At 54.8% G+C, this 24,802-nt stretch carries 20 protein-coding genes, 6 tRNA genes and 1 other RNA gene; 16 read left to right on the top strand and 11 right to left on the bottom strand.

What is annotated here, in order from left to right; all coding sequences use genetic code 11:
* Positions 1–36 precede the first annotated feature (36 nt).
* Positions 37–1,230, top strand: a complete 1,194-nt coding sequence (locus HF679_RS00795; protein WP_315970235.1) for a cyanate transporter — start codon at positions 37–39, stop codon at positions 1,228–1,230.
* Between the two features lie 380 nt (positions 1,231–1,610).
* Complete coding sequence (gene ypdK, locus HF679_RS00790; protein WP_099130696.1) at positions 1,611–1,682, top strand: membrane protein YpdK; 72 nt, start codon at positions 1,611–1,613, stop codon at positions 1,680–1,682.
* 73 nt (positions 1,683–1,755) lie between these two features.
* Here the strand turns inward: ypdK and alaC are convergent, their stop codons facing one another.
* Positions 1,756–2,994: an alanine transaminase gene (gene alaC / locus HF679_RS00785; protein WP_123755298.1), complete on the bottom strand. Its 1,239-nt coding sequence runs from the start codon at positions 2,992–2,994 to the stop codon at positions 1,756–1,758.
* Between the two features lie 410 nt (positions 2,995–3,404).
* Between alaC and HF679_RS00780 the strand changes: the two genes are divergently transcribed.
* Both HF679_RS00780 and HF679_RS00775 read left to right on the top strand, forming a co-directional pair.
* Complete coding sequence (locus HF679_RS00780) at positions 3,405–5,084, top strand: sensor histidine kinase (RefSeq protein ID WP_174508126.1); 1,680 nt, start codon at positions 3,405–3,407, stop codon at positions 5,082–5,084.
* An 11-nt stretch (positions 5,085–5,095) separates the two neighbouring features.
* Complete coding sequence (locus HF679_RS00775) at positions 5,096–5,839, top strand: LytR/AlgR family response regulator transcription factor (RefSeq protein ID WP_187042497.1); 744 nt, start codon at positions 5,096–5,098, stop codon at positions 5,837–5,839.
* A 59-nt stretch (positions 5,840–5,898) separates the two neighbouring features.
* Here the strand turns inward: HF679_RS00775 and glk are convergent, their stop codons facing one another.
* Positions 5,899–6,864 carry a glucokinase gene (gene glk, locus HF679_RS00770; RefSeq protein WP_123755300.1) on the bottom strand — a complete coding sequence of 322 codons (966 nt, stop codon included), beginning with the start codon at positions 6,862–6,864 and terminating at the stop codon, positions 5,899–5,901.
* Between the two features lie 263 nt (positions 6,865–7,127).
* Here glk and HF679_RS00765 point away from each other — a divergent pair, with 263 nt between their 5' ends.
* Positions 7,128–8,363 carry an ion channel protein gene (locus tag HF679_RS00765; protein ID WP_187042496.1) on the top strand — a complete coding sequence of 412 codons (1,236 nt, stop codon included), beginning with the start codon at positions 7,128–7,130 and terminating at the stop codon, positions 8,361–8,363.
* Here HF679_RS00765 and HF679_RS00760 read toward each other — a convergent pair.
* Entirely contained in the window at positions 8,360–10,021 is a 1,662-nt protein-coding gene (locus HF679_RS00760; protein WP_123755532.1) for an alpha-keto acid decarboxylase family protein, read from the bottom strand. The genes HF679_RS00765 and HF679_RS00760 overlap by 4 nt on opposite strands.
* Positions 10,022–10,197: 176 nt before the next feature.
* Between HF679_RS00760 and mgrA the strand changes: the two genes are divergently transcribed.
* Both mgrA and HF679_RS00750 read left to right on the top strand, forming a co-directional pair.
* Positions 10,198–11,190, top strand: a complete 993-nt coding sequence (gene mgrA, locus HF679_RS00755; RefSeq protein WP_123755302.1) for an L-glyceraldehyde 3-phosphate reductase — start codon at positions 10,198–10,200, stop codon at positions 11,188–11,190.
* A gap of 152 nt (positions 11,191–11,342) precedes the next feature.
* The gene (locus tag HF679_RS00750) at positions 11,343–11,693 is read left to right on the top strand and encodes a DUF2502 domain-containing protein (RefSeq protein WP_123755303.1); all 351 of its coding nucleotides are present in this window, start codon (positions 11,343–11,345) and stop codon (positions 11,691–11,693) included.
* A gap of 48 nt (positions 11,694–11,741) precedes the next feature.
* On the opposite strand, the gene HF679_RS00745 is transcribed toward HF679_RS00750, so the two are convergent.
* Positions 11,742–12,980, bottom strand: a complete 1,239-nt coding sequence (locus HF679_RS00745; RefSeq protein ID WP_123755304.1) for an Nramp family divalent metal transporter — start codon at positions 12,978–12,980, stop codon at positions 11,742–11,744.
* 345 nt (positions 12,981–13,325) lie between these two features.
* Between HF679_RS00745 and HF679_RS00740 the strand changes: the two genes are divergently transcribed.
* Positions 13,326–14,528, top strand: coding sequence for a NupC/NupG family nucleoside CNT transporter (locus HF679_RS00740; RefSeq protein ID WP_123755305.1), 1,203 nt, complete (start codon positions 13,326–13,328; stop codon positions 14,526–14,528).
* Positions 14,529–14,568: 40 nt separating this feature from the next.
* Here HF679_RS00740 and HF679_RS00735 read toward each other — a convergent pair whose 3' ends face one another.
* From HF679_RS00735 to HF679_RS00725, 3 genes are all read right to left on the bottom strand, one after another.
* Positions 14,569–16,749, bottom strand: a complete 2,181-nt coding sequence (locus tag HF679_RS00735) for an EAL domain-containing protein (RefSeq protein ID WP_154144180.1) — start codon at positions 16,747–16,749, stop codon at positions 14,569–14,571.
* Between the two features lie 210 nt (positions 16,750–16,959).
* Positions 16,960–17,035 (bottom strand) — tRNA-Ala (locus tag HF679_RS00730).
* A 39-nt stretch (positions 17,036–17,074) separates the two neighbouring features.
* A tRNA-Ala gene (locus HF679_RS00725) sits at positions 17,075–17,150 on the bottom strand.
* Between the two features lie 219 nt (positions 17,151–17,369).
* Between HF679_RS00725 and HF679_RS00720 the strand changes: the two genes are divergently transcribed.
* Together HF679_RS00720 and HF679_RS00715 are read left to right on the top strand one after the other, a co-directional pair.
* Positions 17,370–17,723 carry a YfeC-like transcriptional regulator gene (locus tag HF679_RS00720; protein ID WP_123755307.1) on the top strand — a complete coding sequence of 118 codons (354 nt, stop codon included), beginning with the start codon at positions 17,370–17,372 and terminating at the stop codon, positions 17,721–17,723.
* Between the two features lie 4 nt (positions 17,724–17,727).
* Complete coding sequence (locus HF679_RS00715; protein WP_123755533.1) at positions 17,728–18,120, top strand: YfeC-like transcriptional regulator; 393 nt, start codon at positions 17,728–17,730, stop codon at positions 18,118–18,120.
* Positions 18,121–18,167: 47 nt separating this feature from the next.
* Here the strand turns inward: HF679_RS00715 and gltX are convergent, their stop codons facing one another.
* Positions 18,168–19,586, bottom strand: a complete 1,419-nt coding sequence (gltX, locus tag HF679_RS00710; RefSeq protein WP_123755308.1) for a glutamate--tRNA ligase — start codon at positions 19,584–19,586, stop codon at positions 18,168–18,170.
* Positions 19,587–19,844: 258 nt separating this feature from the next.
* Here gltX and HF679_RS00705 point away from each other — a divergent pair.
* The 5 genes from HF679_RS00705 to HF679_RS00685 all read left to right on the top strand — a co-directional run bounded on the left by HF679_RS00705 (position 19,845) and on the right by HF679_RS00685 (position 20,393).
* A tRNA-Val gene (locus HF679_RS00705) sits at positions 19,845–19,920 on the top strand.
* 42 nt (positions 19,921–19,962) lie between these two features.
* Positions 19,963–20,038, top strand: a tRNA-Val gene (locus HF679_RS00700).
* 42 nt (positions 20,039–20,080) lie between these two features.
* Positions 20,081–20,156, top strand: a tRNA-Val gene (locus HF679_RS00695).
* 4 nt (positions 20,157–20,160) lie between these two features.
* Positions 20,161–20,236: transfer RNA gene (locus HF679_RS00690), tRNA-Lys, on the top strand.
* Between the two features lie 31 nt (positions 20,237–20,267).
* Positions 20,268–20,393: non-coding RNA, RtT sRNA (locus HF679_RS00685), on the top strand.
* A gap of 103 nt (positions 20,394–20,496) precedes the next feature.
* Here the strand turns inward: HF679_RS00685 and HF679_RS00680 are convergent.
* Complete coding sequence (locus HF679_RS00680) at positions 20,497–21,423, bottom strand: LysR family transcriptional regulator (RefSeq protein ID WP_123755309.1); 927 nt, start codon at positions 21,421–21,423, stop codon at positions 20,497–20,499.
* Between the two features lie 89 nt (positions 21,424–21,512).
* On the opposite strand from HF679_RS00680, the gene HF679_RS00675 reads away from it, so the two are divergent.
* Positions 21,513–22,511, top strand: coding sequence for a bile acid:sodium symporter family protein (locus tag HF679_RS00675; RefSeq protein WP_123755310.1), 999 nt, complete (start codon positions 21,513–21,515; stop codon positions 22,509–22,511).
* On the opposite strand, the gene HF679_RS00670 is transcribed toward HF679_RS00675, so the two are convergent.
* Both HF679_RS00670 and ligA read right to left on the bottom strand, forming a co-directional pair.
* On the bottom strand, positions 22,508–22,726 hold the full coding sequence (locus HF679_RS00670; protein ID WP_013878164.1) for a DUF3820 family protein: 219 nt from the start codon (positions 22,724–22,726) through the stop codon (positions 22,508–22,510). The genes HF679_RS00675 and HF679_RS00670 overlap by 4 nt on opposite strands.
* Before the next feature lies 1 nt (position 22,727).
* Positions 22,728–24,743, bottom strand: coding sequence for an NAD-dependent DNA ligase LigA (gene ligA / locus HF679_RS00665; protein WP_123755311.1), 2,016 nt, complete (start codon positions 24,741–24,743; stop codon positions 22,728–22,730).
* Between the last annotated feature and the right edge of the window lie 59 nt (positions 24,744–24,802).

Genomic DNA, 24,802 nt, shown 5'->3' with positions numbered 1-24,802 from the left:
TCAGCTTGCACTCATGCACCGGGCGGATACACAGCCATGAACCCGATGCCCCGCAACGGCCTGATGCTGCTGGTGTTGGTTCTGGTCGGTATTAATATGCGCCCGCTGCTGACCTCCATCGGACCGCTGCTGCCGCAACTACAGCAGGCCAGCGGCATGGGGTTTGCCCTTATTTCACTGCTCACCGCACTACCGGTGATGGCGATGGGGCTTCTGGCGCTGGCAAGCCCGTGGATCGATCGTCATCTCAGCGAAAGCCGTGGGGTTGCGCTCAGCCTGTTGATGATTGCTACCGGCGCGCTGCTGCGCGAACTCGCGCCACACAGCGGGCTGCTGCTCAGTAGCGCCCTGCTGGGCGGGATTGGGATCGGTATTATTCAGGCGACCATTCCGGCGATGATCAAACGGCAGTTTTCCCAACGGACGCCGCAGGTCATGGGGCTGTGGTCCGCAGCGCTGATGGGGGGTGGCGGTTTAGGTGCCGCGTTGACGCCCTGGCTGGCTCAGCACAGTGCCGTCTGGCATGACGCCCTTGCCTGGTGGTCGCTGCCCGCCGTTGCGGCGCTGTTTGGCTGGTGGGCGATCGGCCGAACACTGCCTGCCCCGTCACCCGTTGCATCAGGGGCTGCCGTGTCGGTATTCCGCCATCGCCGCGCCTGGACCCTCGGGCTCTACTTCGGCCTGATTAACGGCGGCTACACCAGTTTAATCGCCTGGCTGCCGCCTTATTATATGCAGGCGGGCTTTAGCGCCCAGTTCAGCGGTACCCTGCTGGCAATATTAACCGTCGGCCAGACCGCCGGCGCGCTGCTGATCCCGATGCTGGCCCGGCACGACGATCGCCGTCGGTTATTAATCCTGACGTTACTCCTCCAGCTCATGGGGTTCTGCGGTTTTATCTGGCTGCCGCAGCAAATGCCACAACTGTGGGCCATCAGCGCCGGGGTCGGTTTAGGCGGCGCTTTTCCACTGTGCCTGGTACTGGCGCTCGACCATGCCCGACAGCCTGCCATCGCCGGTCGGCTGGTGGCCTTTATGCAGGGGATCGGGTTTATCGTGGCCGGGGCCTCTCCGTGGCTGGCAGGTCTGCTCCGTAGTCTGAGCGGCGATTATGTGCTGGACTGGATGTTTCACGCCGTCTGCGTCGCCACCCTGATGGTGGTGACCTTCAGTTTTGTGCCAGCCCGCTATCCGCAGGAGTGGCGACAGCGGGAACCGATTGGCGATTAAATCAGGTAATGGCGGCGACGCGGGACGATTTTCCGTGTCGTCCCGGCGTCATGCCAACAATAGAAAAAATCCCAAAATCAAGCAGCTATCACCGCAAGAGCACGGCGGTAAAAAGCCGTCGCCAGAATAGAATTTATTACCGAATGAAATTAATGTGTCGCCGAATCACGACACTCGTAAGTAACTAAAAATTAATAAAAAAATGCCGCTTGTTTCCCTGATTTTTTAGGCGTACATTAGCGCCATCTGGAGCCCTAACCGCACAGAATTTCGATCTGCCGCAGCCGCCAGAATCGTCTGGTTTTACCGCGACAGATCAGTATCAACAATGAAAATTATATTCATTTAGGCGTTTCGCCGAGAACGCGGAGTGATGAGTCGTGAAATACTTTATTATGGGCGTGTCGTTTATGGTCATCGTATGGGCCGGTACTTTTGCCCTGATGATCTAGCACTGTCAGCGTCAAAAAAAACGGGAGCCAGAAGGCTCCCTTTTTTATTGCCGGTATTCGTTGATTCGCCAGGTTATTCCTGACTGTCGCCGGTCGACTTGCCCGAGGCAGGCAGCAGCCCGTCAGCGCGGAACATCGATTTAATCCCACGAATCGCCTGACGGATACGGTCGCGGTTTTCGATCAGCGCGAAGCGCACATGGGTGTCGCCGTAATCGCCGAAGCCGATGCCCGGAGAGACGCACACTTTCGCATCCTGCAGCAGCTTTTTAGCAAACTCCAGCGATCCCAGCGCCGCATACTGCTCCGGAATTTTCGCCCATACGTACATGGATGCCTTCGGACACTCGACCATCCAGCCCGCTTCATGCAGCCCTTTCACCAGCACATCGCGACGGCGCTTGTACTGCTCTGCAATATCACGCACGCACTGCTGATCGCCTTCCAGCGCGGCAATCGCTGCGACCTGTAACGGCGTGAAGGTGCCGTAGTCGTGATAGCTTTTAATACGGGCCAGCGCGTTGACCAGGGTTTTGTTCCCCACCATAAAGCCGATACGCCAGCCGGCCATATTGTAACTTTTGGAGAGGGTAAAGAACTCCACCGCGACATCGCGCGCGCCGGGGACTTCCATGATCGACGGCGCTTTCCAGCCGTCATATACGATATCGGCATAGGCCAGATCGTGGACCACCAGCACATCGTAACGCTTCGCCAGCGCGACCACTTTTTCAAAGAACTCCAGCTCGACGCACTGCGCGGTCGGGTTGGACGGGAAACCAAGGATCATCATTTTAGGTTTCGGGTAGCTTTCGCGGATCGCACGCTCCAGCTCGTTGAAGAAATCAACGCCCTCCACCAGCGGCACTGAGCGTACCTGGGCGCCAGCAATCACCGCGCCGTAGATATGAATCGGGTAGCTCGGATTTGGCACCAGCACCGTGTCACCATGATCCAGCGTCGCCAGCATCAGGTGTGCCAGCCCTTCTTTTGAGCCGATGGTGACAATCGCTTCTGATTCCGGATCGATCTCGACGTTATAGCGATCCTGATACCAGCGCGAAATTGCGCGACGCAGGCGAGGAATACCGCGCGATGTTGAGTAGCCATGCGTATCAGGCCGCTGGGCAACGGTGCAGAGTTTTTCGACGATATGCGGCGGGGTCGCTCCATCGGGGTTGCCCATACTGAAATCGATAATATCTTCGCCGCGCCGACGCGCAGCCATTTTCAGTTCAGCGGTAATGTTAAATACATACGGGGGCAGACGATCGATACGCGTAAAACGGCGTTCAGGACTGGATTCAGCCATAGATTCCTCAGATTAACGTTAGCGCCCGGACCGTCCGAGCGACGCTGTCGCCTGTGCGACAAGCTTAGAAAATAACCCGAAAAAAATGATGCTGTCGAGGGGGTGAACAAAAAATAATATCTGGCAAAAAAAGGGGTATCGTCTCCCAAAAATGCGGCAGGGGCGCTCCTCGATTTAGCCGGGAGGAAAATTGACTGCAACATATTAATATCTATTAATTTACCTGTTTTTATCATTCCGGATGTTGGTCTCGCCCGCTCTCAGGCTTTGTCATTAATCCCCTTTTATTTGTGCAACTTTTCCTCATTCCCCACTCCGCTGGCCTCTTCGGCTGGCCTTCTGACCTCAGGTTTTTTATCATGTCGCTTTCCCGCGATAGATACGGCGCACTCATGCACGAAATATTCACTATGCTGCTGGCGGTATTTGACCGCGCGGCGCTGATGCTGATTTGTCTTTTTTTCCTGATTCGCCTGCGCCTGTTCCGCGAGCTGCTGCATAAATCGGCGCATACGCCGAAAGAGCTGCTGGCGGTTATCGCCATCTTTTCCCTGTTTGCACTGTTCAGCACCTGGTCCGGGGTGCCGGTAGAAGGCTCCCTGGTCAACGTGCGCATTATCGCCGTGATGTCCGGCGGTATCCTGTTTGGTCCCTGGGTCGGGGCCATCGTCGGCGTGATTGCGGGGGTTCACCGCTATCTCATCGATATCGACGGCGTTACCGCCGTGCCCTGCTTTATCACCAGCATTGTCGCCGGGCTATTGTCAGGGCTGATTAGCCGTAAGGTCCCGAAGGCACAGCGCTGGAAGGTCGGGATCCTCGCCGGCATGCTCTGCGAAACCCTCACCATGATCCTCGTGATATTGTGGGCACCTTCGCTCTCGCTGGGTATCGATATTGTCTCCAAAATCGGGATCCCGATGATCCTTGGCAGCGTCTGCATCGGCTTTATCGTTCTGCTGGTGCAGAGCGTCGAAGGGGAAAAAGAGGCCAGCGCGGCGCGTCAGGCAAAACTGGCGCTGGATATCGCCAATAAAACGCTGCCGCTCTTTCGCCATGTCAACAGCGAATCGCTGCGTCAGGTCTGCGATATTATTCGCCGCGATATTAATGCCGATGCCGTCGCGATCACCACCACCGACCGGGTGCTGGCCTATGTCGGATTTGGTGAAAGCAACTATCACGACCATGACAATAGCATCAGCCCTACCACCCGTCAGGCTATCGAAAGCGGGAAAATCATCATTAAGAACAATGATGAAGCGCACCGCACCCCGGAAATCCACTCCATGCTGGTGATCCCCCTGCGGGAGAAAGGCATCGTTACCGGCACGTTGAAAATCTATTACTGCCATGCCCATCGCATCACCTCATCACTGCAGGAGATGGCCATCGGGCTGTCACAGATCATCTCTACCCAGCTGGAGGTTTCGCGCGCTGAGCAGCTGCGGGAAATGGCTAACAAGGCTGAACTTCGCGCCCTACAGAGCAAAATCAACCCGCATTTTCTGTTTAATGCCCTCAATGCGATTTCATCTTCAATCCGCATGAATCCGGACACCGCGCGCCAGCTCATTTTTAATTTGTCGCGCTATTTGCGCTATAACATTGAATTAAAAGACGACGAGCAGATTGATATCAAAAGGGAGCTGTACCAAATAAAGGATTATATTGCCATCGAGCAGGCGCGCTTCGGCGATAAGCTGACCGTTATCTACGATATTGATGATGAAGTCAGTTGCGTGATCCCAAGCCTGCTGATTCAACCCCTGGTGGAGAATGCTATCGTCCACGGGATCCAGCCGTGCAAAGGTAAAGGCGTGGTCACTATTGGCATCACCGAGTGCGGCAACCGGGTGCGTATTAGCGTGCGCGATACCGGTAATGGCATCGATCCGGACGTGGTTGCCCGAGTGGAAGCCGATGAAATGCCGGGCAATAAGATTGGCCTGCTTAACGTGCATCATCGCGTAAAATTGCTGTATGGCGAAGGATTGCATATCCGCCGCATGACCCCCGGAACGGAGATTGCGTTCTATGTGCCCAACAAGCTCGTAGCTGAGCCGACTCCGGTGTCCCTGTTGCCATGAGCGGAGAAAAAATGAAAGTTATCATTGTTGAAGATGAATTTCCGGCGCAGCAGGAGCTCACCTGGCTGATTAACACCCATAGCCAGATGGAGATTGTCGCTACCTTTGATGACGGGCTGGACGTCCTGAAATTCCTGCAGCACAACAAGGTCGATGCCATTTTTCTCGACATCAATATTCCCTCGCTGGACGGTGTTCTGCTGGCGCAGAACATCAGTCAGTTCGCGCATAAACCGTTTATCGCGTTTATCACCGCCTGGAAAGAGCATGCGGTGGAGGCCTTTGAGCTGGAAGCGTTCGACTATATTCTCAAACCGTACCAGGAGTCGCGGATTATTAACATGCTGCAGAAGCTGACCAGCGCCTGGCAGCAACAGCAGCAAACGGCCAGCGGTGCCGGTACTGTGCCCAATCCGCAGCGTGAAAATGACACGATCAATCTGATTAAAGACGAGCGGATTATCGTGACCAGCATCCACGATATTTATTACGCCGAAGCGCACGAAAAAATGACGTTTGTCTATACCCGGCGGGAATCGTTCGTGATGCCGATGAACATTACGGAATTCTGCAGCAAGCTACCGCCAGCGCACTTCTTCCGTTGCCACCGCTCCTACTGCGTTAACCTGAATAAAATTCGCGAGATTGAGCCGTGGTTCAACAATACCTACATTCTGCGCTTACGCGATCTGGAATTTCAGGTCCCGGTCAGCCGCAGCAAGGTCAAAGAGTTTCGCCAGCTGATGCATCTGTAGTGAGCAGCGTATAGCCCGCCCGGGCGTTATCTTGCCGGAACGGGCTATCTGAGGCGGGGTTAGAGAATCTGCCCCAGCGTCTGGCGCAGATGCGCCCCGGAACCCAGCAGGCCTGGATTATCGTGGACGATCAGGTAGACGGGAATATCCTGAACAAAGGCTTTAAAGCGCCCTTTGTCTTCAAAACCACCGCGGAAGCCGGAAGCCTTAAAGAACTCAAGGAAACGAGGCACAATGCCGCCGGCAATATACACCCCACCAAAGGTCGCCAGGTTCAGCGCCAGGTTGCCGCCGAAACGCCCCATGATGACGCAGAACAGCGACAGCGCACGACGGCAATCAATGCAGGTGTCGGCCAGCGCGCGTTCGGTGACGTCTTTCGGCTGGAGATTTTCCGGCAGGCGGCCATCCGCTTTGACGATTGCGCGATACAGATAGACCAGCCCCGGGCCAGACAACACGCGCTCGGCGGAGACGTGCCCCAGTTCCGCGCGCAACTCCTGCAGAATAATGCCCTCTTCTTCGCTGTTTGGCGCGAAATCAACGTGGCCGCCTTCGCCCGGCAGGCTCACCCAGCGCTTGTCGACGTGGACCAGGTGGGCAACGCCAAGGCCGGTGCCAGCACCGTAGACCGCAATGGGTTTGCCTTCGACCGGCGCGGTGCCGCCAAACTGAATCAGGTGTTCAGCCTTGAGCATCGGGATAGCCATTGAGACCGCGGTAAAATCGTTGATGATTTCCAGGTGCGAAAAGCCGAGGTTCTCTCTCATTTCGGCGATCGAAAACGCCCAGGTATGGTTGGTCATCGCCACCCAGTCACCGGTGATCGGACAGGCAATGGCGATGCAGCCATCTTCAACGTCTACACTCTTCTCGTCCAGATAGACGCGAACCACGGCCTCAAGGCTGGGATAATCGAGCCCGGAATAGGTTTTTGCCTGGGAAATCTCCCCGCTGGCCATGTCGCATAATGCCAGTCGGGCATTGGTCCCGCCGACGTCTCCTACTAAAGCAAATTTTGTCATTCCGTTACGGCTCCACTAAAGTCAAAATGATTCTTTTGGCACACTGTAAATTCATGATGCCCTAACAACAACGACCAACGTATAAGTGCCCACAGTTTAGCGACCTACATCACATTTAGGTTGTAATCTGTGCAATATGATTCCGTTCATCCTCCGGGATCGTCAGGCACCACCTTAAGTTTATCGTTTCAGCACCATTTGCATCGACGCCCCCTGGGCGCAAGTGCAAAATCGTACTTTACGACTTTAAAAGGAAATGCTTCATGCTGCATCCGCGTGCAAGAACAATGCTGTTGTTAGCGATACCGGCCGTCATTATTGGTATCGCTTCCAGCCTGGTATTGATTGTGACGATGAAGATTGCGGCTATCCTGCAGCATTTCCTGTGGTCCAGCATCCCGTCGGGTTTAGGTATCGACGCCAGCAGCTCGCTGTGGATCATCGCCATCCTGACGTTGACCGGTATCGCCGTTGGCCTGATCGTGCGTTATAGCCCCGGACATGCCGGGCCGGACCCGGCCACCGAAGCGTTAATCGGTGAGCCCATCAACACCGGCGCGCTGCCGGGCCTGGTGGCGGCATTAGTGCTTGGCCTCGCCGGTGGCGTCAGCCTCGGGCCGGAACATCCGATTATGGTGATGAACATTGCGCTGGCGGTGGCCGTAGGCTCCCGCCTGTTCCCCCGCGTCAGTTCGCTGGACTGGACGATTCTTGCCGCCTCCGGCACTATCGGCTCCCTGTTTGGCACGCCGGTGGCCGCCGCGCTGATCTTTTCGCAAACCCTTAATAGCAGCAACGACGTGCCATTGTGGGACCGGCTGTTCGCCCCGCTGCTGGCGGCCGCTGCTGGCGCGCTGACTACCGATTTGTTCTTCCACCCCAATTTCTCGTTGCCGATCCCCGTGTATGCACAAATGCATCTGGTCGATATCTTCAGCGGCGCGATTGTGACCCTTATCGCCATCGCCGTCGGCATGGTGGCCGTCTGGTGTTTACCACGACTGCACACGCTGATGAATCGCCTGAAAAACCCGGTGTTAGTCCTCGGCCTCGGCGGCTTGTTGCTGGGGATCCTCGGCGCCCTGGGCGGGCATATCACGCTGTTCAAAGGGCTGGATGAAATGCAGCAGATCGCCGTGAGTCAAACGTTGACCTCAGGCGACTTTTTGCTGATTGCGCTGGTGAAACTGGCGGCGCTAGTGATTGCGTCCGCCAGTGGTTTTCGCGGTGGGCGGATTTTCCCTGCGGTGTTCGTCGGCGTGGCGCTGGGCTTAATGTTGCACTCGCACGTTGATGCGGTGCCGGCGGCCATTACCGTCTCCTGCGCGATCCTTGGCATGACGCTGGTAGTAACCCGCGATGGCTGGCTGAGCCTTTTTATGGCCGCAGTGGTGGTGCCGGATACTACGCTGTTGCCGCTGCTGTGCATCGTGATGCTCCCGGCCTGGCTGCTGCTGGCCGGGAAGCCGTTAATGATCGCCAGACACCGCAACGACTAAACGCGGCTGTTTCGCTCCTCCAGCGCCTGGGTCACTGCCCTCAGGAAATCAGGGATGTCCATTTTCGGCAGCATGACCTCCACCAGCGTCAGCTTGTCTGAGCCAACACTGTCGGCTATCGCGTCCTCCAGGCCTTGCGTATCCGTCACGCGCCAGCACCGGGAAGGAACATCCGGAGCAAACGCCTCTGGCAGACGGTTCCAGTCCCACAGCGCGATATCGTTATAACGCTGCTCCGGCCCGTGTATCGCGCGCTCAACGGTATAGCCTTCGTTATTGAGCAGCAGAATCAACGGGTTTTGTTTATCCCGCAGCATGGAGCCCAGCTCCTGAATCGTCAGCTGCGCCGCCCCGTCGCCCACAATCAGCACCACTCGCCTGCCCGGCGCTGCGGTCTGCGCGCCGTAGGCGGCCGGCAGGGTAAATCCGATGGAGCCCCATAGCGGCTGGACCAGCAAGGTGGCATCAGAGGGTAGTTTCAGCGCCGCAACGCCAAACGCCGCGGTGCCCTGATCGGCCAGAATAATATCGCCCGGGCGCAGTTGTTCCTGGACGGTACTCCAGAAATTCTCCTGGGTGAGAGGCCCGCTCGCCGCGCAGGCCACTTCCGGCGCGCTACAGGCCGGCATCGACCACTCTGCGGCCAGGCTGGTGGATAGGGTCATCAACACCCCAAGCGCCTGGTCCATTGGGATACGGCTGAACCAATGGTCACCGACCCGGACGGCGAAAGGCTGGATCTCGATCGTCCGCTCCTGGGGTAAATGCTGGGTGAATCCGGCGGTGATGGTATCGGTAAAGCGGGTCCCGACACAGATGATGGTATCGGCATTTTCGATAGCTTCGCGTGTGGATACCGCGCTGGCAATCCCGCTGTAGGTACCCACAAAACCGCGCTGTTGTTCATCAAACAGCCCTTTCCCCATCAGCATGGTGGCACAGGCCATCGGCGTTTTCGCCACCCACGCTCGCAGCGTATCCTGCAGGCCATAACGCTGCGCGAGGAAATCAGCCAGCAGCGATACCCGGCGACTGCTGCGCAGCATCTGCCCGGCGTGTTCACGGAAGCCAGCCAGCTGGTTTTCATCGGCAGGCGGCCCTTCTATTGTCAAACGACGTGCCGGCGGCGTGGCTTTCGCTTTGGCCACGTCGGCCGGCAGCATCAAATAACCGGGACGATGGTGCGTTAACATCTCGCTGAGTACGCGATCGATTTCATGGCAGGCGTTCTCGGCCGTCAGGGTGGCCTGGGTACAGGTGATCTGCTCGCTCATGCGGGCAAAGTGTGTGAAATCGCCATCCCCCAGAGTATGGTGCAGAAGCTCCCCCCGCTGCTGTGAGCCGGTACAGGGCGCCCCAACGATATGCAGAACCGGAACATGTTCGGCATAGCTGCCGGCCACGCCGTTAAGGGCGCTCAGCTCGCCGACGCCATAGGTCGTCAGCAATGCGCCAGCCCCTTTAATTCGTGCGTATCCGTCGGCGGCATAGGCGGCGTTCAGCTCATTCGCACAACCAACCCATCCCAACGCATCATGGGCAATAACGCGGTCGAGGAACTGTAAATTGTAATCTCCGGGTACGCCAAACAAGCGGTCTATGCCGCAATCTACGAGACGATCCAGCAGATAATCACCAATGGTGTAAGTCGGTTGCATTTCCATACTCCAATCCCGTTGCAGGTAATTTGAGTATTGAATAAGCGATCGAACTGTCCAGATTGTGATCAATATTCACAGTGGAAAGCAAAATTTACGCCAGTGGGGAGTGTACTCTGCGCAGAACATTCTTTAGTGTAAACGTATACACTACCTGTTCGGTCTACGGAGGAAGTATGGTTTACCAGGCAAATTCGGCGCGATACCAGACAATGGAATACCGCCGTTGCGGCCGCAGCGGCTTAAAGCTGCCGGCAATTTCACTCGGTCTGTGGCACAACTTTGGTGATGAAACGCGGGTGGAAACCAGCCGCCAGCTGCTTCGTCATGCTTTTGATCTCGGCATCACCCATTTCGATTTAGCCAATAATTACGGGCCGCCTCCGGGCTCGGCGGAGAGCAATTTCGGCCGTATCCTGCGGGAAGATTTTTTGCCCTATCGCGATGAGCTGATTATCTCCAGCAAAGCCGGCTATACCATGTGGGACGGGCCTTACGGCGACTGGGGGTCACGTAAATATCTGGTGTCCAGCCTCGACCAAAGCCTGAAGCGAATGGGGCTGGAGTACGTCGATATCTTCTATCATCACCGCCCGGATCCGGAAACGCCGCTGCAGGAAACCATGCGTGCGCTGGACCATATTGTGCGCCAGGGTAAGGCGCTGTATGTCGGGCTCTCCAACTATCCTCTTGAGCAGGCCGCTGAAGCGGTGAACATTCTCAACGACCTCGGTACGCCGTGCCTGATTCATCAGCCGAAATATTCGATGCTCGAACGCTGGGTTGAGGACGGGCTGCTTGATTTTCTGCAGACGGCAGGGGTCGGAAGCATAGCGTTTTCACCACTCGCCGGAGGTCAACTGACGGATCGTTATTTACACGGTATACCGGCCGATTCCCGTGCCGCCAGCGGCAGTCGTTTCCTGCAAGCGGATCAGCTGACCGACGCGAAGCTGGAGAAAGTGCGCCAGCTGGACGCGCTTGCTCAGGCCCGTGGACAAAAGCTCTCGCAGATGGCGCTTGCCTGGGTATTGCGGGAAGAAAAAGTGACTTCGGTACTGATTGGCGCCAGTAAAACCGCACAGCTTGATGATGCTGTCGGCATGCTGGGGAACCGGCTTTTTAGCGCGGAAGAGTGCGCGAAAATTGACGCGATCCTGGCGGCGTAAAGCAAATTTTCCTTTAGCAAAAAGTGCTCTTATCCGTGATTTAGGAGTTTCACCAATGCTACGGCGCTTTACCGCCCCGTAATATCACGTTAACAGGCCCAATGAGAGTCTATTTATCAGACTCTCAGGCCCCGATCGTGAAGGAGAAGAGTATGTTCAGGTCACTGATTCTGGCAGCAGTGCTTTTGGCTTCAACGCCACTGGTTGCCAACGCTGGAGAAATCACCCTGCTGCCATCTGTAAAATTACAAATAGGCGATCGTGATAATTACGGTAACTACTGGGACGGCGGCGGTTGGCGAGACCGCGATTACTGGCGCCGTAATTATGAATGGCGTGATAATCGCTGGCACCACCATGACAACGGGCGCCATCGCGGCTGGGATAAGCGCAAAGCTTACGAGCGAGGCTATCGCGAAGGCTGGAACGATCGTCGCGACCGTCACGACGGTTGGGGACGAGGTCCAGGCGGTGGCCGCGGCCACGGTCATGGCCATCATTAAACATTTCGGGGAGCCACAAGGCTCCCCGAATGATTTCCACCACTACCATTACAATCCAAGTACCGTTCCCACCAGTAACCAGCCGTTCAGTAACACCACAATGGCAACAATCACCCAGCCCAGCCGTTTAATCCACTGCGTATTCACCAGCTCGCCCATTAGCTGCGCATTGCTGGTGAAAATCAGCAGCGGAACCAGCGCCAGCGCAATACCAAAGCTGAGCAGCACCTGGCTCATGACCAGAATGCGGGTCGGGTCCAGGCCGATCATGATGACAATAAAGGATGGCAGCATGGTCACCAGACGGCGGAACCACAGCGGAATATGGAAGCGGATAAACCCCTGCATCACCACCTGCCCTGCCAGCGTGCCCACCACGGTCGATGACAGACCGGCGGCCACCAGACTCAGGCCAAATATGGTTGCCGCCGCATGACTTAACAGCGGCTCCAGCGTCAGGTAGGCCTCATCAAGATTGGCAATGCCCGTATGCCCGTTAAAGTGAAAGGCCGCCGCCGCCGTGGCCATCATCGCCAGATTAACAAACCCGGCGATAGTCATGGCAATCGCGACATCCCAACGCGTGGCGTGGTAACGCTCTTTGCGCGTGCCGTCGTGCAGATTCTGAGTTAATGAAGAGTGCAGATAGATGACGTGCGGCATAATCGTGGCGCCCAGCACACCGGCCGCCAGGAACACCGCTTCATTATTGGGCAGGCCTGGGACAATCATCCCTTTCGCCAGCGGCGCCAGCGCCGGTCGCGAGAAAATCAGCTCAACAATATAGGCAACGGCAACAAACAGCAGTAATCCGCCGATGACTTTCTCCAGCGGCTTTTGCCCACGGCGCTGAAGCATCAGGATCAGGAAGGTGGCAACCCCGGTGAGTACGGCCCCCTGCAGCAGCGATATACCGAGTATCAGCTTGAAACCGATCGCCGCGCCGATAAATTCAGCCAGATCGGTAGCCATGGCGATGATTTCCGCCTGCACCCAATAAAACCACACCACCGGACGCGGGTAGTGATCGCGGATCTGCTCCGCCAGATTTTTACCGGTCGCAATCCCAAGTTTTGCCGACAGCACCTGAATCAGCATCGCCATTAAATTGGCCCACACCACGACCCACAGCAGTTGATAGCCAAAACTGGCCCCGGCCTGGATATTGGTGGCAAAGTTACCGGGATCGATATAGCCAATGGCAGCAATGAACGCAGGCCCCATCAATGCGAGCTTCATCTTGCGCGCTGCGCGACCGCTGCTATTCTCAACGCGAGTGCCTGTCATTTTCTGCCTCTGAAATATAGCCTTTGCTATGTTTCATGCTATCAAAATGCGAATGATTATCAAGTTCATTTAGAAAGATAGTCATTATTGCTTTGATAGGGGGGAACGATAGCGGCTAACAACGAAAAACGGGTATGGATGGAATTGCATCTCGCCAGATCACAGAGTAGTACAATCTAAGCAACTTTTAAAACCTTTACGCAACATAACAAAAATGTATGTTTGATCACTATTTCAGTCACTGGTCACAGTTCCTTGCAATAGTGTGGATTTGATCTCGTTTTCTTTGCTCCTGTTACATAGAATGTGCAAAGAAATTTAACCTGCCTCATATTTGGAGCAAATATGGACCGCGTCTTGCATTTTATTCTCGCGATCGTAGTGGTGGCTATACTGGCCCTTTTGGTCAGCCATAACCGTAAGCAAATTCGCATTCGTTATGTTATTCAATTACTTGTTATTGAAGTCTTGCTGGCATGGTTCTTCCTGAACTCCGATGTTGGTCTGGGTTTTGTGAAAGGCTTCTCCGAGATGTTCGAAAAGCTGCTCGGCTTTGCCAACGAAGGGACCAACTTCGTCTTCGGTAACATGAATGACAAAGGCCTGGCCTTCTTCTTCCTGAAGGTACTGTGCCCTATCGTCTTTATCTCCGCGCTGATCGGTATTCTGCAGCACATCCGTATCCTGCCTATCGTCATTCGCGCGATTGGTACCGTGCTGTCTAAAATTAACGGCATGGGCAAGCTGGAATCCTTCAACGCCGTCAGCTCGCTGATTCTGGGCCAGTCGGAAAACTTTATCGCCTATAAAGATATCCTGGGCAAAATGTCACGCAACCGCATGTACACCATGGCCGCGACCGCAATGTCGACCGTTTCCATGTCTATCGTCGGCGCGTACATGACCATGCTGCAGCCAAAATATGTTGTTGCTGCGCTGGTGCTCAACATGTTCAGTACCTTTATCGTGCTGTCGTTGATTAACCCGTATCGCGTAGAAGAAAGCGAAGAAAACCTGCAGATGTCCAACCTGCACGAAGGTCAGAGCTTCTTTGAAATGCTGGGTGAATACATTCTGGCGGGCTTTAAAGTAGCGATTATCGTTGCTGCCATGCTGATCGGTTTTATCGCTCTGATTTCCGCGCTGAACGCCCTGTTCGCGACCGTGACCGGTTGGTTCGGCTACAGCATCTCCTTCCAGGGGATTCTGGGCTACATCTTCTATCCGGTTGCATGGGTGATGGGTGTTCCGGCCGGTGAAGCGCTCCAGGTAGGCAGTATCATGGCGACCAAGCTGGTTTCGAATGAGTTCGTCGCGATGATGGACCTGCAGAAAATTGCCAGCACGCTCTCTCCACGCGCTGAAGGCATTATCTCTATCTTCCTGGTCTCCTTCGCCAACTTCTCTTCTATCGGGATTATTGCCGGGGCGATTAAAGGCCTGAACGAAGAGCAGGGTAACGTCGTTTCCCGCTTTGGTCTGAAGCTGGTGTACGGTTCCACGCTGGTGAGCGTGCTCTCTGCTTCTATCGCGGCGCTGGTTCTGTAATCTCTATCAATGCCGAGAAGCCGGGCTTGTCCCGGCTTTTTTACGCCCGTAGATCGCTGAGCGGACGTGGCTTACCGATTAAATACCCCTGCAAATAGTCGACGCCTAAAGCCAGTAACGTCTCTTTCTGCTGTTCCGTCTCCACAAACTCCGCGACCACCGACAGGTTTTTGACTTTCGCCACATCAATGATGGATTTAATCATGATGGCATCCAGCGGGTCGCGTCCGAGGTCGCGTACGAAGCAGCCATCAATCTTCACGATATCCGCCTGCAGCCGCTTTAACCGTTCGAAATTGGCATAACCGGTACCAAAGTCATCAATGGCGATGGCACAGCCAAAGTCCCGCAGCTGCTGAATGTTATGCATGCTTTCCCCTGCATCGCTGAAGGCCTGCTCTTCGGTGATCTCGATGGTGATGGCCTCCGGCGACAGCTGATAACGTTTAAACAGGGCGATAATCTGCGCTGAGCTATTGTTTTGCATCAGCGTGTAAGGCAGTAAATTGACGGAGAAGTGCTGCCCTGGGTGCTGGTGTAAGGTACTGAAGAGCGTCTCCAGCACCAGCATGTCAAAACGCTGGCTTAGGTTGAACTGAACGATCAGGGGAATGAACTGGTCCGGGGTGATCATCGTGCTGCCGCACTGCATGCGCGTCAGAATTTCGTAATACCCTTCCCCGGCCGCATTCTGAATAGGCTGGGCATACAGCACCAGACCACGTTCATTGAGCGCACGCTTCACCAGGGTAAGCATTCGCACTTGTTCGCTGGTCTGGTCGGACACATGCTCTTGCGCCGCATCCAGCGCCAGCACCTGGCGGCCGGTCCCGGCCTGCTCCGACAGCCAGCTCAGTTGACCCAGCATCGGATGAAGCTCTTCTTCTACGCCACGGTATTGCCCCCAGGCGGCGCCAAACTCTAATTCCAGCATCTGATTGTGCCAGCTGTATTTCTTGTGATTGAGCATCGCGACAATGTGGGCCAGCCGCGCCACAGGCTCAGGGCCGCTTAGCACCAGCAGTAGCTCGCTACCGGGTAGCTGAAACAGATCGTCTTTCTCCCCCAGCAACGGCTGTACCTTACTGGCAATTTGCCGTTTGCAATGCACCCGCATCATCATGCCGTAATGGCGGCTGAGGAAGTCCAGGTTTGCGATCCGCAGGCTACTGATGACGAAATCACCCTCCTGGCGCAGATAGCACTCCAGCGCACGCAGATTGGGTAATCCGGTTAACGGATCCTCCTGCGCCTGATCGCGCCATTTGACCTTGATTCTTTCATTCTGCCCATAAATATCAACCATATAAAACAAACAGATGGTGAAGGAGATCAGCACGGACAGCACGAACGATATTGAATACTCAGTCTGTACGCCCTGGAGAAAATTGCGGTTATAGACCACCAGCAAAAAGGCCGACACCGACCACGAAATGCGAATTAATACATTTCCAAGACGCCGAATGCCAATAAAATACAGAATGAAGATCAGCGGCACTAAATAACCGGCAATATAGTCAGAATTATAAGGCGCGCAGAGCACCAGTAATATTGCCGCCAGCGCCATAAACCAATACAGCGTAAAGGCCCGGCGTTTCCGGGTCAACCACGGTTGGCAATGTCGAAGCCAGAATACTTTGGCATAATGTGGATTGATAACCATCCGCATTGGATAATAGAAAAACGTCGTAAATATTAATGCCGCGCCAATCAAACTCTGAATATCAATTATTGTGTAAACTGCCGGCATCCCTTTGAAATAACTGGATATGCTTAATGGGAACGAGAAATAGACGCCCACCAGATACATCGTTAATTTCATCAGTATCGGGGCAAAAAATCCGCCCCAGAAGATTCGCATCCCCATCAGCCTGGCAGAGAAGCCAGCACGCCAGCGTTTGCCCACCAGCGCCCGGACAATCAGGCACGACACCAGTGCTGAAAACAGCTGACAGAATAATATGAGCACCGCCTGCAGCGGCGTCATCGAAAGAATAAAGTTGTTGGTAATGGCAAAGGCGATAATTAATGGAGCGACAGCATAGCGGCCGAAAATAAATATAACGGCGTACATCATGCTTAATGGCAGCCAGGCGAGGAATACTTCATTTCCATCAACAAGGGCAACAGGTGAAATAAATCGGGCTAATGGAATAGAGATTAAACAAACAATGAGCGCAAGTAAAGTTTTCCTGATATTAATGTTAAATTTATCAATCATTATTGTTAATCAAAACTCCAGCACTCGGGAACATTATTTCGCCAATAGAAATATTAAAATGAATAATTATACCAGGCAAGTAATTTACCTGATGAAAAATCTTAAATTACATTTTCTTCTAAAGGTTGTGAAATGCTGACTTAACCTGAAACAGGCTTACAGTGGCGGGAGAAAACAAAAAACCCCCGCCGTAGCGAGGGTTTCGAATTTTGGTGGAGCTAAGCGGGATCGAACCGCTGACCTCTTGCATGCCATGCAAGCGCTCTCCCAGCTGAGCTATAGCCCCACAGATGTTTTACGAACCAAACCTGATGGGAACAGAGTTTGGTGGAGCTAAGCGGGATCGAACCGCTGACCTCTTGCATGCCATGCAAGCGCTCTCCCAGCTGAGCTATAGCCCCTAACCGTAAAACGTGTCGTGTTGACGGGCGGCATAATATGAATTCCTTCATCTGGTGTCAACGGCAAAATGACCCCTCGCTATTTGATCGCTGAAAAAGCAGGCAACTCGCTGACATTGCGAGCCTTATCGCAGGGAGACGTTAAACATGTCACCCTTTCATGTAAAAGGATGCTATAACATGGACAACTAATTCCCACATATTTACTCAGGAAATAGTATGCTCAAGGAACGAATGACACCTGAAGAAATCGCCCACCTCACCGGCTTCAGTCGGCAGACGATCAATAAATGGGTACGTAAAGAGGGGTGGCAAACCTCCCCCCGTCCAGGAGTACAAGGCGGAAAGGCACGTCTCGTGCACGTAAATGAGCAAGTAAAAGCATTTATTCGCAGCGCCCAACGCGTGGCGGAGCCAGCCCCTTCTTATTCTACCGTCGAAAGCGACCTTGAACCCCTGCTCCTGACGCTCAGTAAAGAGATGACCCCTGGCGAACAAAAACAGCTGATGTCATTACTTTTGCGTGAAGGCATTACCGGGCTACTCCAGCGTCTGGATATTCGTGACCAGTAACATCATGATGAAATTAAAAGATAAAATGACCCCAGCAGAGCTGGCGGATTATCTTGGCCTTGCCAGACAGACGATTAATCGTTGGGTCAGAGAACAACACTGGCGCACGGAAGCCATTCCCGGTGTGAAAGGTGGTCGCGCACGTCTTATCGTGATTGATAAGCCGGTCCTCGATTTTCTTGCCAACATTCCGGCACTGCGGCATCTGCTTACCGACTATCAGCTGGCAGAACCTTCCGGCCATTATGTCGTCAGTGAAACCGATGCCATCTGGCGGCAGATCACCGAAATTCTGCATTTGATGACGACGGAAGAACAACAGCATCTGCGGGATCTACTTGTTCGCGAAGGGATCAGCGGCTTTTTGTCACGTCTGGGCATTGCCAGCCAAAAATAAGCAAAAAAAACGGCAGGAGAGAACCCGCCGTTTTGTTAAGCCTGCAATCAGGATTGCTGGCTTTCGCGTTCTGCAATAAATGCCAGCGCTCTGTTAATACGTTCTACGCTACGGGTTTTACCGATAGCATGGACCGTCACGTCAAGCGCCGGTGACTGGCCAGCGCCCGTTACCGCCACGCGCAGCGGCATCCCGACTTTACCCATCCCCACTTCCAGCTCATCGGCCGTTGCCTGAATGGCGTGGTGGACGTTTTCTGCCGTCCAGTCGCTGAGGGCAGCGAGTTTATCACGCACCACTTCCAGCGGCTGACGCGCAACCGGACGCAGGTGTTTCTTCGCCGCGTCGGCATCAAACTCGGCAAACTCTTCATAGAAGTAACGGCAGCTTGCCGCTATCTCTTTCAGGGTTTTGCAACGTTCGCCCAGCAGAGTCACCAGCTCAGACAGCTGCGGACCGTTACGGGTATCGATATTTGCCTGCTCAATGTGCCACTGCAGGTAGGTCGCCACATATTCCGGCGCCATCGAGTTAATGTAGTGATGGTTCAGCCACAGCAGTTTGTCGGTGTTGAACGCGCTGGCAGATTTGCTTACCGCACCCAGTGAGAACAACTTGATCATCTCTTCACGGCTGAAGATCTCCTGATCGCCGCTGGACCAGCCCAGACGCACGAGGTAGTTCAGCAGTGCTTCCGGCAGATAACCATCATCACGATACTGCATGACGCTGACCGCACCGTGGCGTTTAGAGAGTTTTTTACCATCATCGCCATTAATCATCGAAACGTGAGCATACACCGGGACAGGCGCATTCAGCGCTTTCAGGATGTTGATCTGACGCGGGGTGTTGTTGATATGGTCTTCGCCACGGATCACGTGGGTGATCTCCATATCCCAGTCATCCACAACCACGCAGAAGTTGTAGGTCGGGGAACCATCGGTACGACGAATGATCAGATCGTCCAGTTCCTGGTTGCTAAACTCGATTGGCCCACGGATCTGGTCATCAAAAATGACTGAACCGTCCTGCGGGTTAGCAAAACGCACGACGCACGGCTCGTTATCAGCATGATGTTCGTGGCCGTGGCGGCAGCGTCCGTCATAACGCGGTTTTTCGCCCTTCTCCATCTGCTCTTCACGCAGCGCATCCAGACGCTCTTTGGAGCAGTAGCATTTGTACGCCGTGCCCGCTTCCAGCATCTCATCAATAACGCTGTTGTAGCGGTCAAAACGTTTTGTCTGGAAGTACGGACCTTCGTCCCACTCCAGGTTCAGCCAGTTCATCCCATCCATGATGGCTTCAATTGCTTCCGGCGTTGAGCGCTCAAGATCGGTGTCTTCAATACGCAGTACAAACTCACCGCCGTTGTGACGAGCAAAAAGCCAGGAATAGAGAGCAGTACGCGCGCCGCCAACGTGCAGATAGCCTGTCGGGCTGGGCGCGAAGCGAGTTTTGATTTTCATGAATTGGCCTTACGTTTATAAAGATGCCGACAACCGGCAGAGTCCGTGGGTATTTATGGGTGATTATTCTAACACTGTGGGCTGATTCCTCAATGTTGTTCAGGTCTGAACGTCACGCTTTGCTATTTTTGTTTATAAATCATGCGCCACAGCCGCATTAACGATCGCATTGGCTAATTTTACGACGAACAAACAAATTATTTAGAAAAGGCGTTGACTCATTTTCAACTCTCCCTATAATGCGACTCCACACAGCGGGGGTGATTAGCTCAGCTGGGAGAGCACCTCCCTTACAAGGAGGGGGTCGGCGGTTCGAACCCGTCATCACCCACCACTACTTAGGTAGTCTCCGCCGTGTAACAAGAAATTGAGAAGTGGGTGATTAGCTCAGCTGGGAGAGCACCTCCCTTACAAGGAGGGGGTCGGCGGTTCGAACCCGTCATCACCCACCACTACTTAGGTAGTCTCCGCCGTGTAACAAGAAATTGAGAAGTGGGTGATTAGCTCAGCTGGGAGAGCACCTCCCTTACAAGGAGGGGGTCGGCGGTTCGATCCCGTCATCACCCACCACTTCGGGTCGTTAGCTCAGTTGGTAGAGCAGTTGACTTTTAATCAATTGGTCGCAGGTTCGAATCCTGCACGACCCACCAATGTAGAAAGGCGCCCTAAAGGCGCCTTTTTGCTATGCGCAATTCGTGTAGGATGAGAACCTGCTGCAGGTTCGAGTCGAACGAAGTGAGACAACGGAGCCGCTTGCGGCGACGGCCCGCAGGGCGAGCGAAGCGAGTCATCCTGCACGACCCACCAATGTAAAAGGGCGCCTTTTTGCTATGCGCAATTCGTGCTGAATGAAACGAGTCATCCTGCACGACCCGCCACCTCCTGAAACAATCCTGTCGACTTAACCGACTTATCGTTGATACAGCGGATCCTGCATACGAGCTGACGTCAGATTTTGCCCCTCTTCACGCACCACTTCCCACAGCGCCTGCGCGGCGGTCGACAGCGACCGGTTCTTACGCTGCGCCAGCATCAGCTGTCGCTCCACAATCGGCGTCAATCGTTTCACCACTAACTGACTTCCTTGTGGAAGCGGCAATGCCAGCGCGGGCAGGATACTGATACCGATCCCGGACTCCACCATCGGAAACAGGGTCGCGGGATGGCCAATCTCCTGCACGATGGTCGGCTCTATCGAAAAATGCTGCAAGGCTGCATCAATCAGCGGACGACTACCGGAAGCATAATCCTGCAATACCAGGCGCTGCCCCTGAAGATCCTGCCAGCTCACCGACGCCATGGAAGCGAAAGGATGATCCTGGCGACAGAGCAGTAAAAAAGGTTCGGCCAGCACCGTTTCACACTGCAAATCAGTTGCAGCACCGGGATCGATAACGATGCCGAAATCCACGTCGCCCTGGCGAATACTCTCCAGAACCCATTGCTGGGGGCGATCGTGGAGAACAAAACTTATCTCCGGGTAACGCTGATTGCTGTGTGCGATACATTGCGGGATCAGGTGCGCTGAAATCGTCTGGCTGGCGGCTACGCGGACGGTACCCGAAAGCTGTTGCCCTACCCGCCCGGCATCACGCAGCGTACTGTTTAACTCATCCAGCAGACGTTCAAGGCGACCAGCCAGCTGCTGCCCGGCTTCCGTCAGCGCTACCTCCCGGGTGGTACGGTCAAGCAAGCGCACGCCGGTCTGGTGTTCCAGCTCTTTGACACTATGGCTGACCGCAGACTGGCTGAGACCAATAATCTCCCCTGCCCGGCTGAAACTCTTTACCCGCGCAACGGTGACGAAGACCTTTAACTGACGTAGTGAGTAATTCATCTCTTTTATTCATGAATAGATGCAATAAATCAATTTTATTTCTCAAAATAGAAAAAGCACAATAGCGACATCGATTTTCAGGAGCGTTTATGAAACTTTTCCGCATTCTTGATCCATTTACCCTTACCCTCGTGACCGTAGTACTGCTGGCCTCTTTTTTCCCGGCCCGCGGCAACTTTGTCCCCTTCTTTGAGTATCTGACCACCGCCGCCATCGCGCTGCTGTTTTTCATGCATGGTGCCAAACTCTCCCGCGAGGCGATCGTCGCCGGGGGAAGCCACTGGCGTTTACACCTGTGGGTCATGTGCAGCACCTTTGTGGTCTTCCCGGTTTTAGGGGTCCTGTTCGCCTGGTGGGCACCCATTAACGTCGACCCGGCGCTGTATACCGGCTTTATTTATCTGTGCATCCTGCCCGCCACCGTCCAGTCGGCAATTGCTTTTACCTCACTGGCCGGTGGTAACGTCGCAGCGGCCGTCTGTTCGGCGTCGGCATCAAGCCTGCTGGGGATCTTTGTGTCGCCGTTGCTGGTCGGGTTGCTGATGAACCTGCACGGTGCAGGAGGAAGCGTAGAGCAGGTCGGGAAAATTATGCTGCAACTGCTGCTGCCGTTTGTACTTGGTCACCTGTCTCGTCCGTGGATTGGCGATTGGGTGGCGCGGCATAAAAAGTGGATCTCAAAAACCGACCAGACCTCAATTCTGCTGGTGGTCTACTCGGCGTTCAGCGAAGCGGTGGTTAACGGGATCTGGCATAAAGTGGGGATTGGGTCGCTGCTGTTCATCGTCGTCGTCAGCCTGGTACTGCTGGCTATCGTCATCGCGATCAACATTTTCGTCGCCCGCCGCTGTGGCTTTAACAAGGCCGATGAAATCACGATTGTCTTCTGCGGGTCGAAAAAGAGTCTGGCAAACGGCATTCCGATGGCCAATATTCTCTTCCCGACGTCAATTCTGGGGATCATGGTGCTGCCGCTGATGATTTTCCATCAGATTCAGCTGATGGTTTGCGCCGTGCTGGCACGACGCTATAAACGACAGGCAGAAGCCTTGCAGGCGCAGGAGAAAGCCCGCGCCTCTGAAGCTTAACGCGGCTGCTTTAAGGGCTGAACCAGCTGGGTCAGCCCTTCGGTTTTAATCAACAAGGTTAACGCCATCAGCTCGCCAAGATGCCCGGCAGGAAACTGATCCTTGCGGGCAAACCACAGCAAATACTCTTCCGGCACATCAATCAGGCGACGACCTTTATATTTGCCAAACGGCATTTCCGTATTGGCAATCTCGATGAGCTGCGCTTTATCCATGTTAATCTCCCAGCAGACGCAGCATTTCGGCTTCGTCGATCACCTCGATGCCGAGCTCCTGCGCTTTAGCCAGCTTAGAACCCGCCGCTTCACCGGCAATCACCAGATCGGTTTTTTTCGATACGCTGCCGGCCACTTTCGCCCCCAAGGCAAGCAACCGTGCCTTCGCGTCGTCGCGCGACAGCTGGCTCAGGCTGCCGGTCAGCACCACCGTTTTACCGGCGAACGGACTATCGATTTCCTCGGCATTGACCACCACCGGCGCAGGCCAACTGACGCCTTCGGTCCGCAGTTGAGCAATCACATCGCGGTTGCTCTCTTCAGCGAAGAAGTTGAAGACGTGCGTAGCGACGACGATCCCGACATCCTGAACTTTTTGCAGCTCTTCAATAGAAGCCTGCTCCAGCGCTTCGATAGTGCCAAAGTAGGCCGCCAGCCCCGCCGCCGTGGCTTCGCCTACTTCACGAATGCCCAGCGCATACAGGAAGCGCGCAAAAGTGGTCTGTTTGGATTTTTCCAGCGCATTCACCACGTTTTGCGCGGATTTCGGCCCCATTCGGTCCAGGCCCGTAAGCTTACCGGCGCTCAAACGGAACAGATCGGCCGGCGTGTGGACATACTCTTTTTCCACCAGCTGGTCGATGATTTTGTCCCCCATCCCTTCCACATCTAATGCGCGACGTGAGACGAAATGTTTTAGGGCTTCTTTACGCTGCGCGCCGCAGATTAACCCGCCGGTACAGCGCGTCACCGCTTCGCCTTCCACGCGTTCAACGTCCGAGTTACAGACCGGGCAATGGGTCGGAAATTCGATTTCTCGCGTATCCTCCGGGCGTTCAGACAGCACAACGTTCACAACCTGGGGGATAACGTCGCCTGCACGACGAATCACCACTTTATCGCCAATGCGCAGACCCAGGCGGGCAATTTCATCGGCGTTATGCAAGGTGGCGTTGCTCACCAGAACGCCAGCCACATGTACCGGCTCCAGGCGTGCTACCGGCGTAATCGCCCCGGTGCGCCCGACCTGGAACTCCACGTCACGCACGAAGGTCATCTGTTCTTGCGCCGGGAACTTAAAAGCAACGGCCCAGCGCGGTGCCCGGGCAACAAATCCCAACTGCTCCTGCAACGCCAGGGAGTCCACTTTGATCACCACGCCATCGATATCAAAGCCTAAGTGCGGGCGGTCCTGCTCGACCTTACGATAGTAAGTAAGTACTTCCTCTGGGGTGTGACACAGTTTCACCCGGTCGCTCACCGGCAATCCCCACGCCTTAAACTGCTGCAGGCGGCCAGAATGGCTTTCCGGCAGTACTCCGCCATCCAGCACGCCCACACCGTAGCAGAAGAAAGTAAGTGGTCGCTTCGCCGTAATACGCGGGTCAAGCTGGCGCAGAGAACCTGCCGCCGCATTACGCGGGTTGGCAAACACTTTTCCGCCGGTGCGGCGGGCTTCGTCGTTAATTTTTTCAAAGCCGGCCTGCGGCAAGAACACTTCACCGCGCACTTCCAGGCGCGCCGGAATGTTGTCGCCGCGCAGCTTCAGCGGGATGGCGCGAATCGTTCTGACGTTGGAGGTAATATCCTCGCCGGTGGTCCCGTCGCCGCGCGTCGCCGCCTGAATCAATACGCCGTTTTCATACAGAATACTGACCGCTAACCCGTCCAGCTTCAGCTCGCAGCAATAAACCAGATCATCGCTGCTCTTCAGACGGTCCTGAACGCGCTTGTTGAAGGCCAGGAAGCTCTCTTCATCAAAGACGTTATCCAGTGACAGCATCGGTACGTCATGGCGAATCTGGCTGAATGAGGCCAGCGGAGTCGCCCCGACGCGTTGGGTTGGTGAATCAGAGGTAATCAGTTCCGGATGGCTGGCTTCCAGCTCACGCAATTCGCCCATCAACCGGTCATATTCCGCATCGGGAATCTCCGGGGTATCCATAACATGGTACAGATATTCATGATGGCGAAGCGTGGCTCGCAGTTCAGTCAGTTTTTGTTCGATCGGTTCCATATCGCACCATCAATGATAAAAAACCCCCGGCAGGCGGGGGTTCTGGATTGGAAGACGAA

Source organism: Enterobacter sp. JUb54 (genome assembly GCF_014298075.1).
GTDB lineage: Bacteria > Pseudomonadota > Gammaproteobacteria > Enterobacterales > Enterobacteriaceae > Klebsiella > Klebsiella lignicola.
Note: the sequence above shows the minus strand (reverse complement) of the source record. Positions and strands in the feature narration are given on the sequence as shown.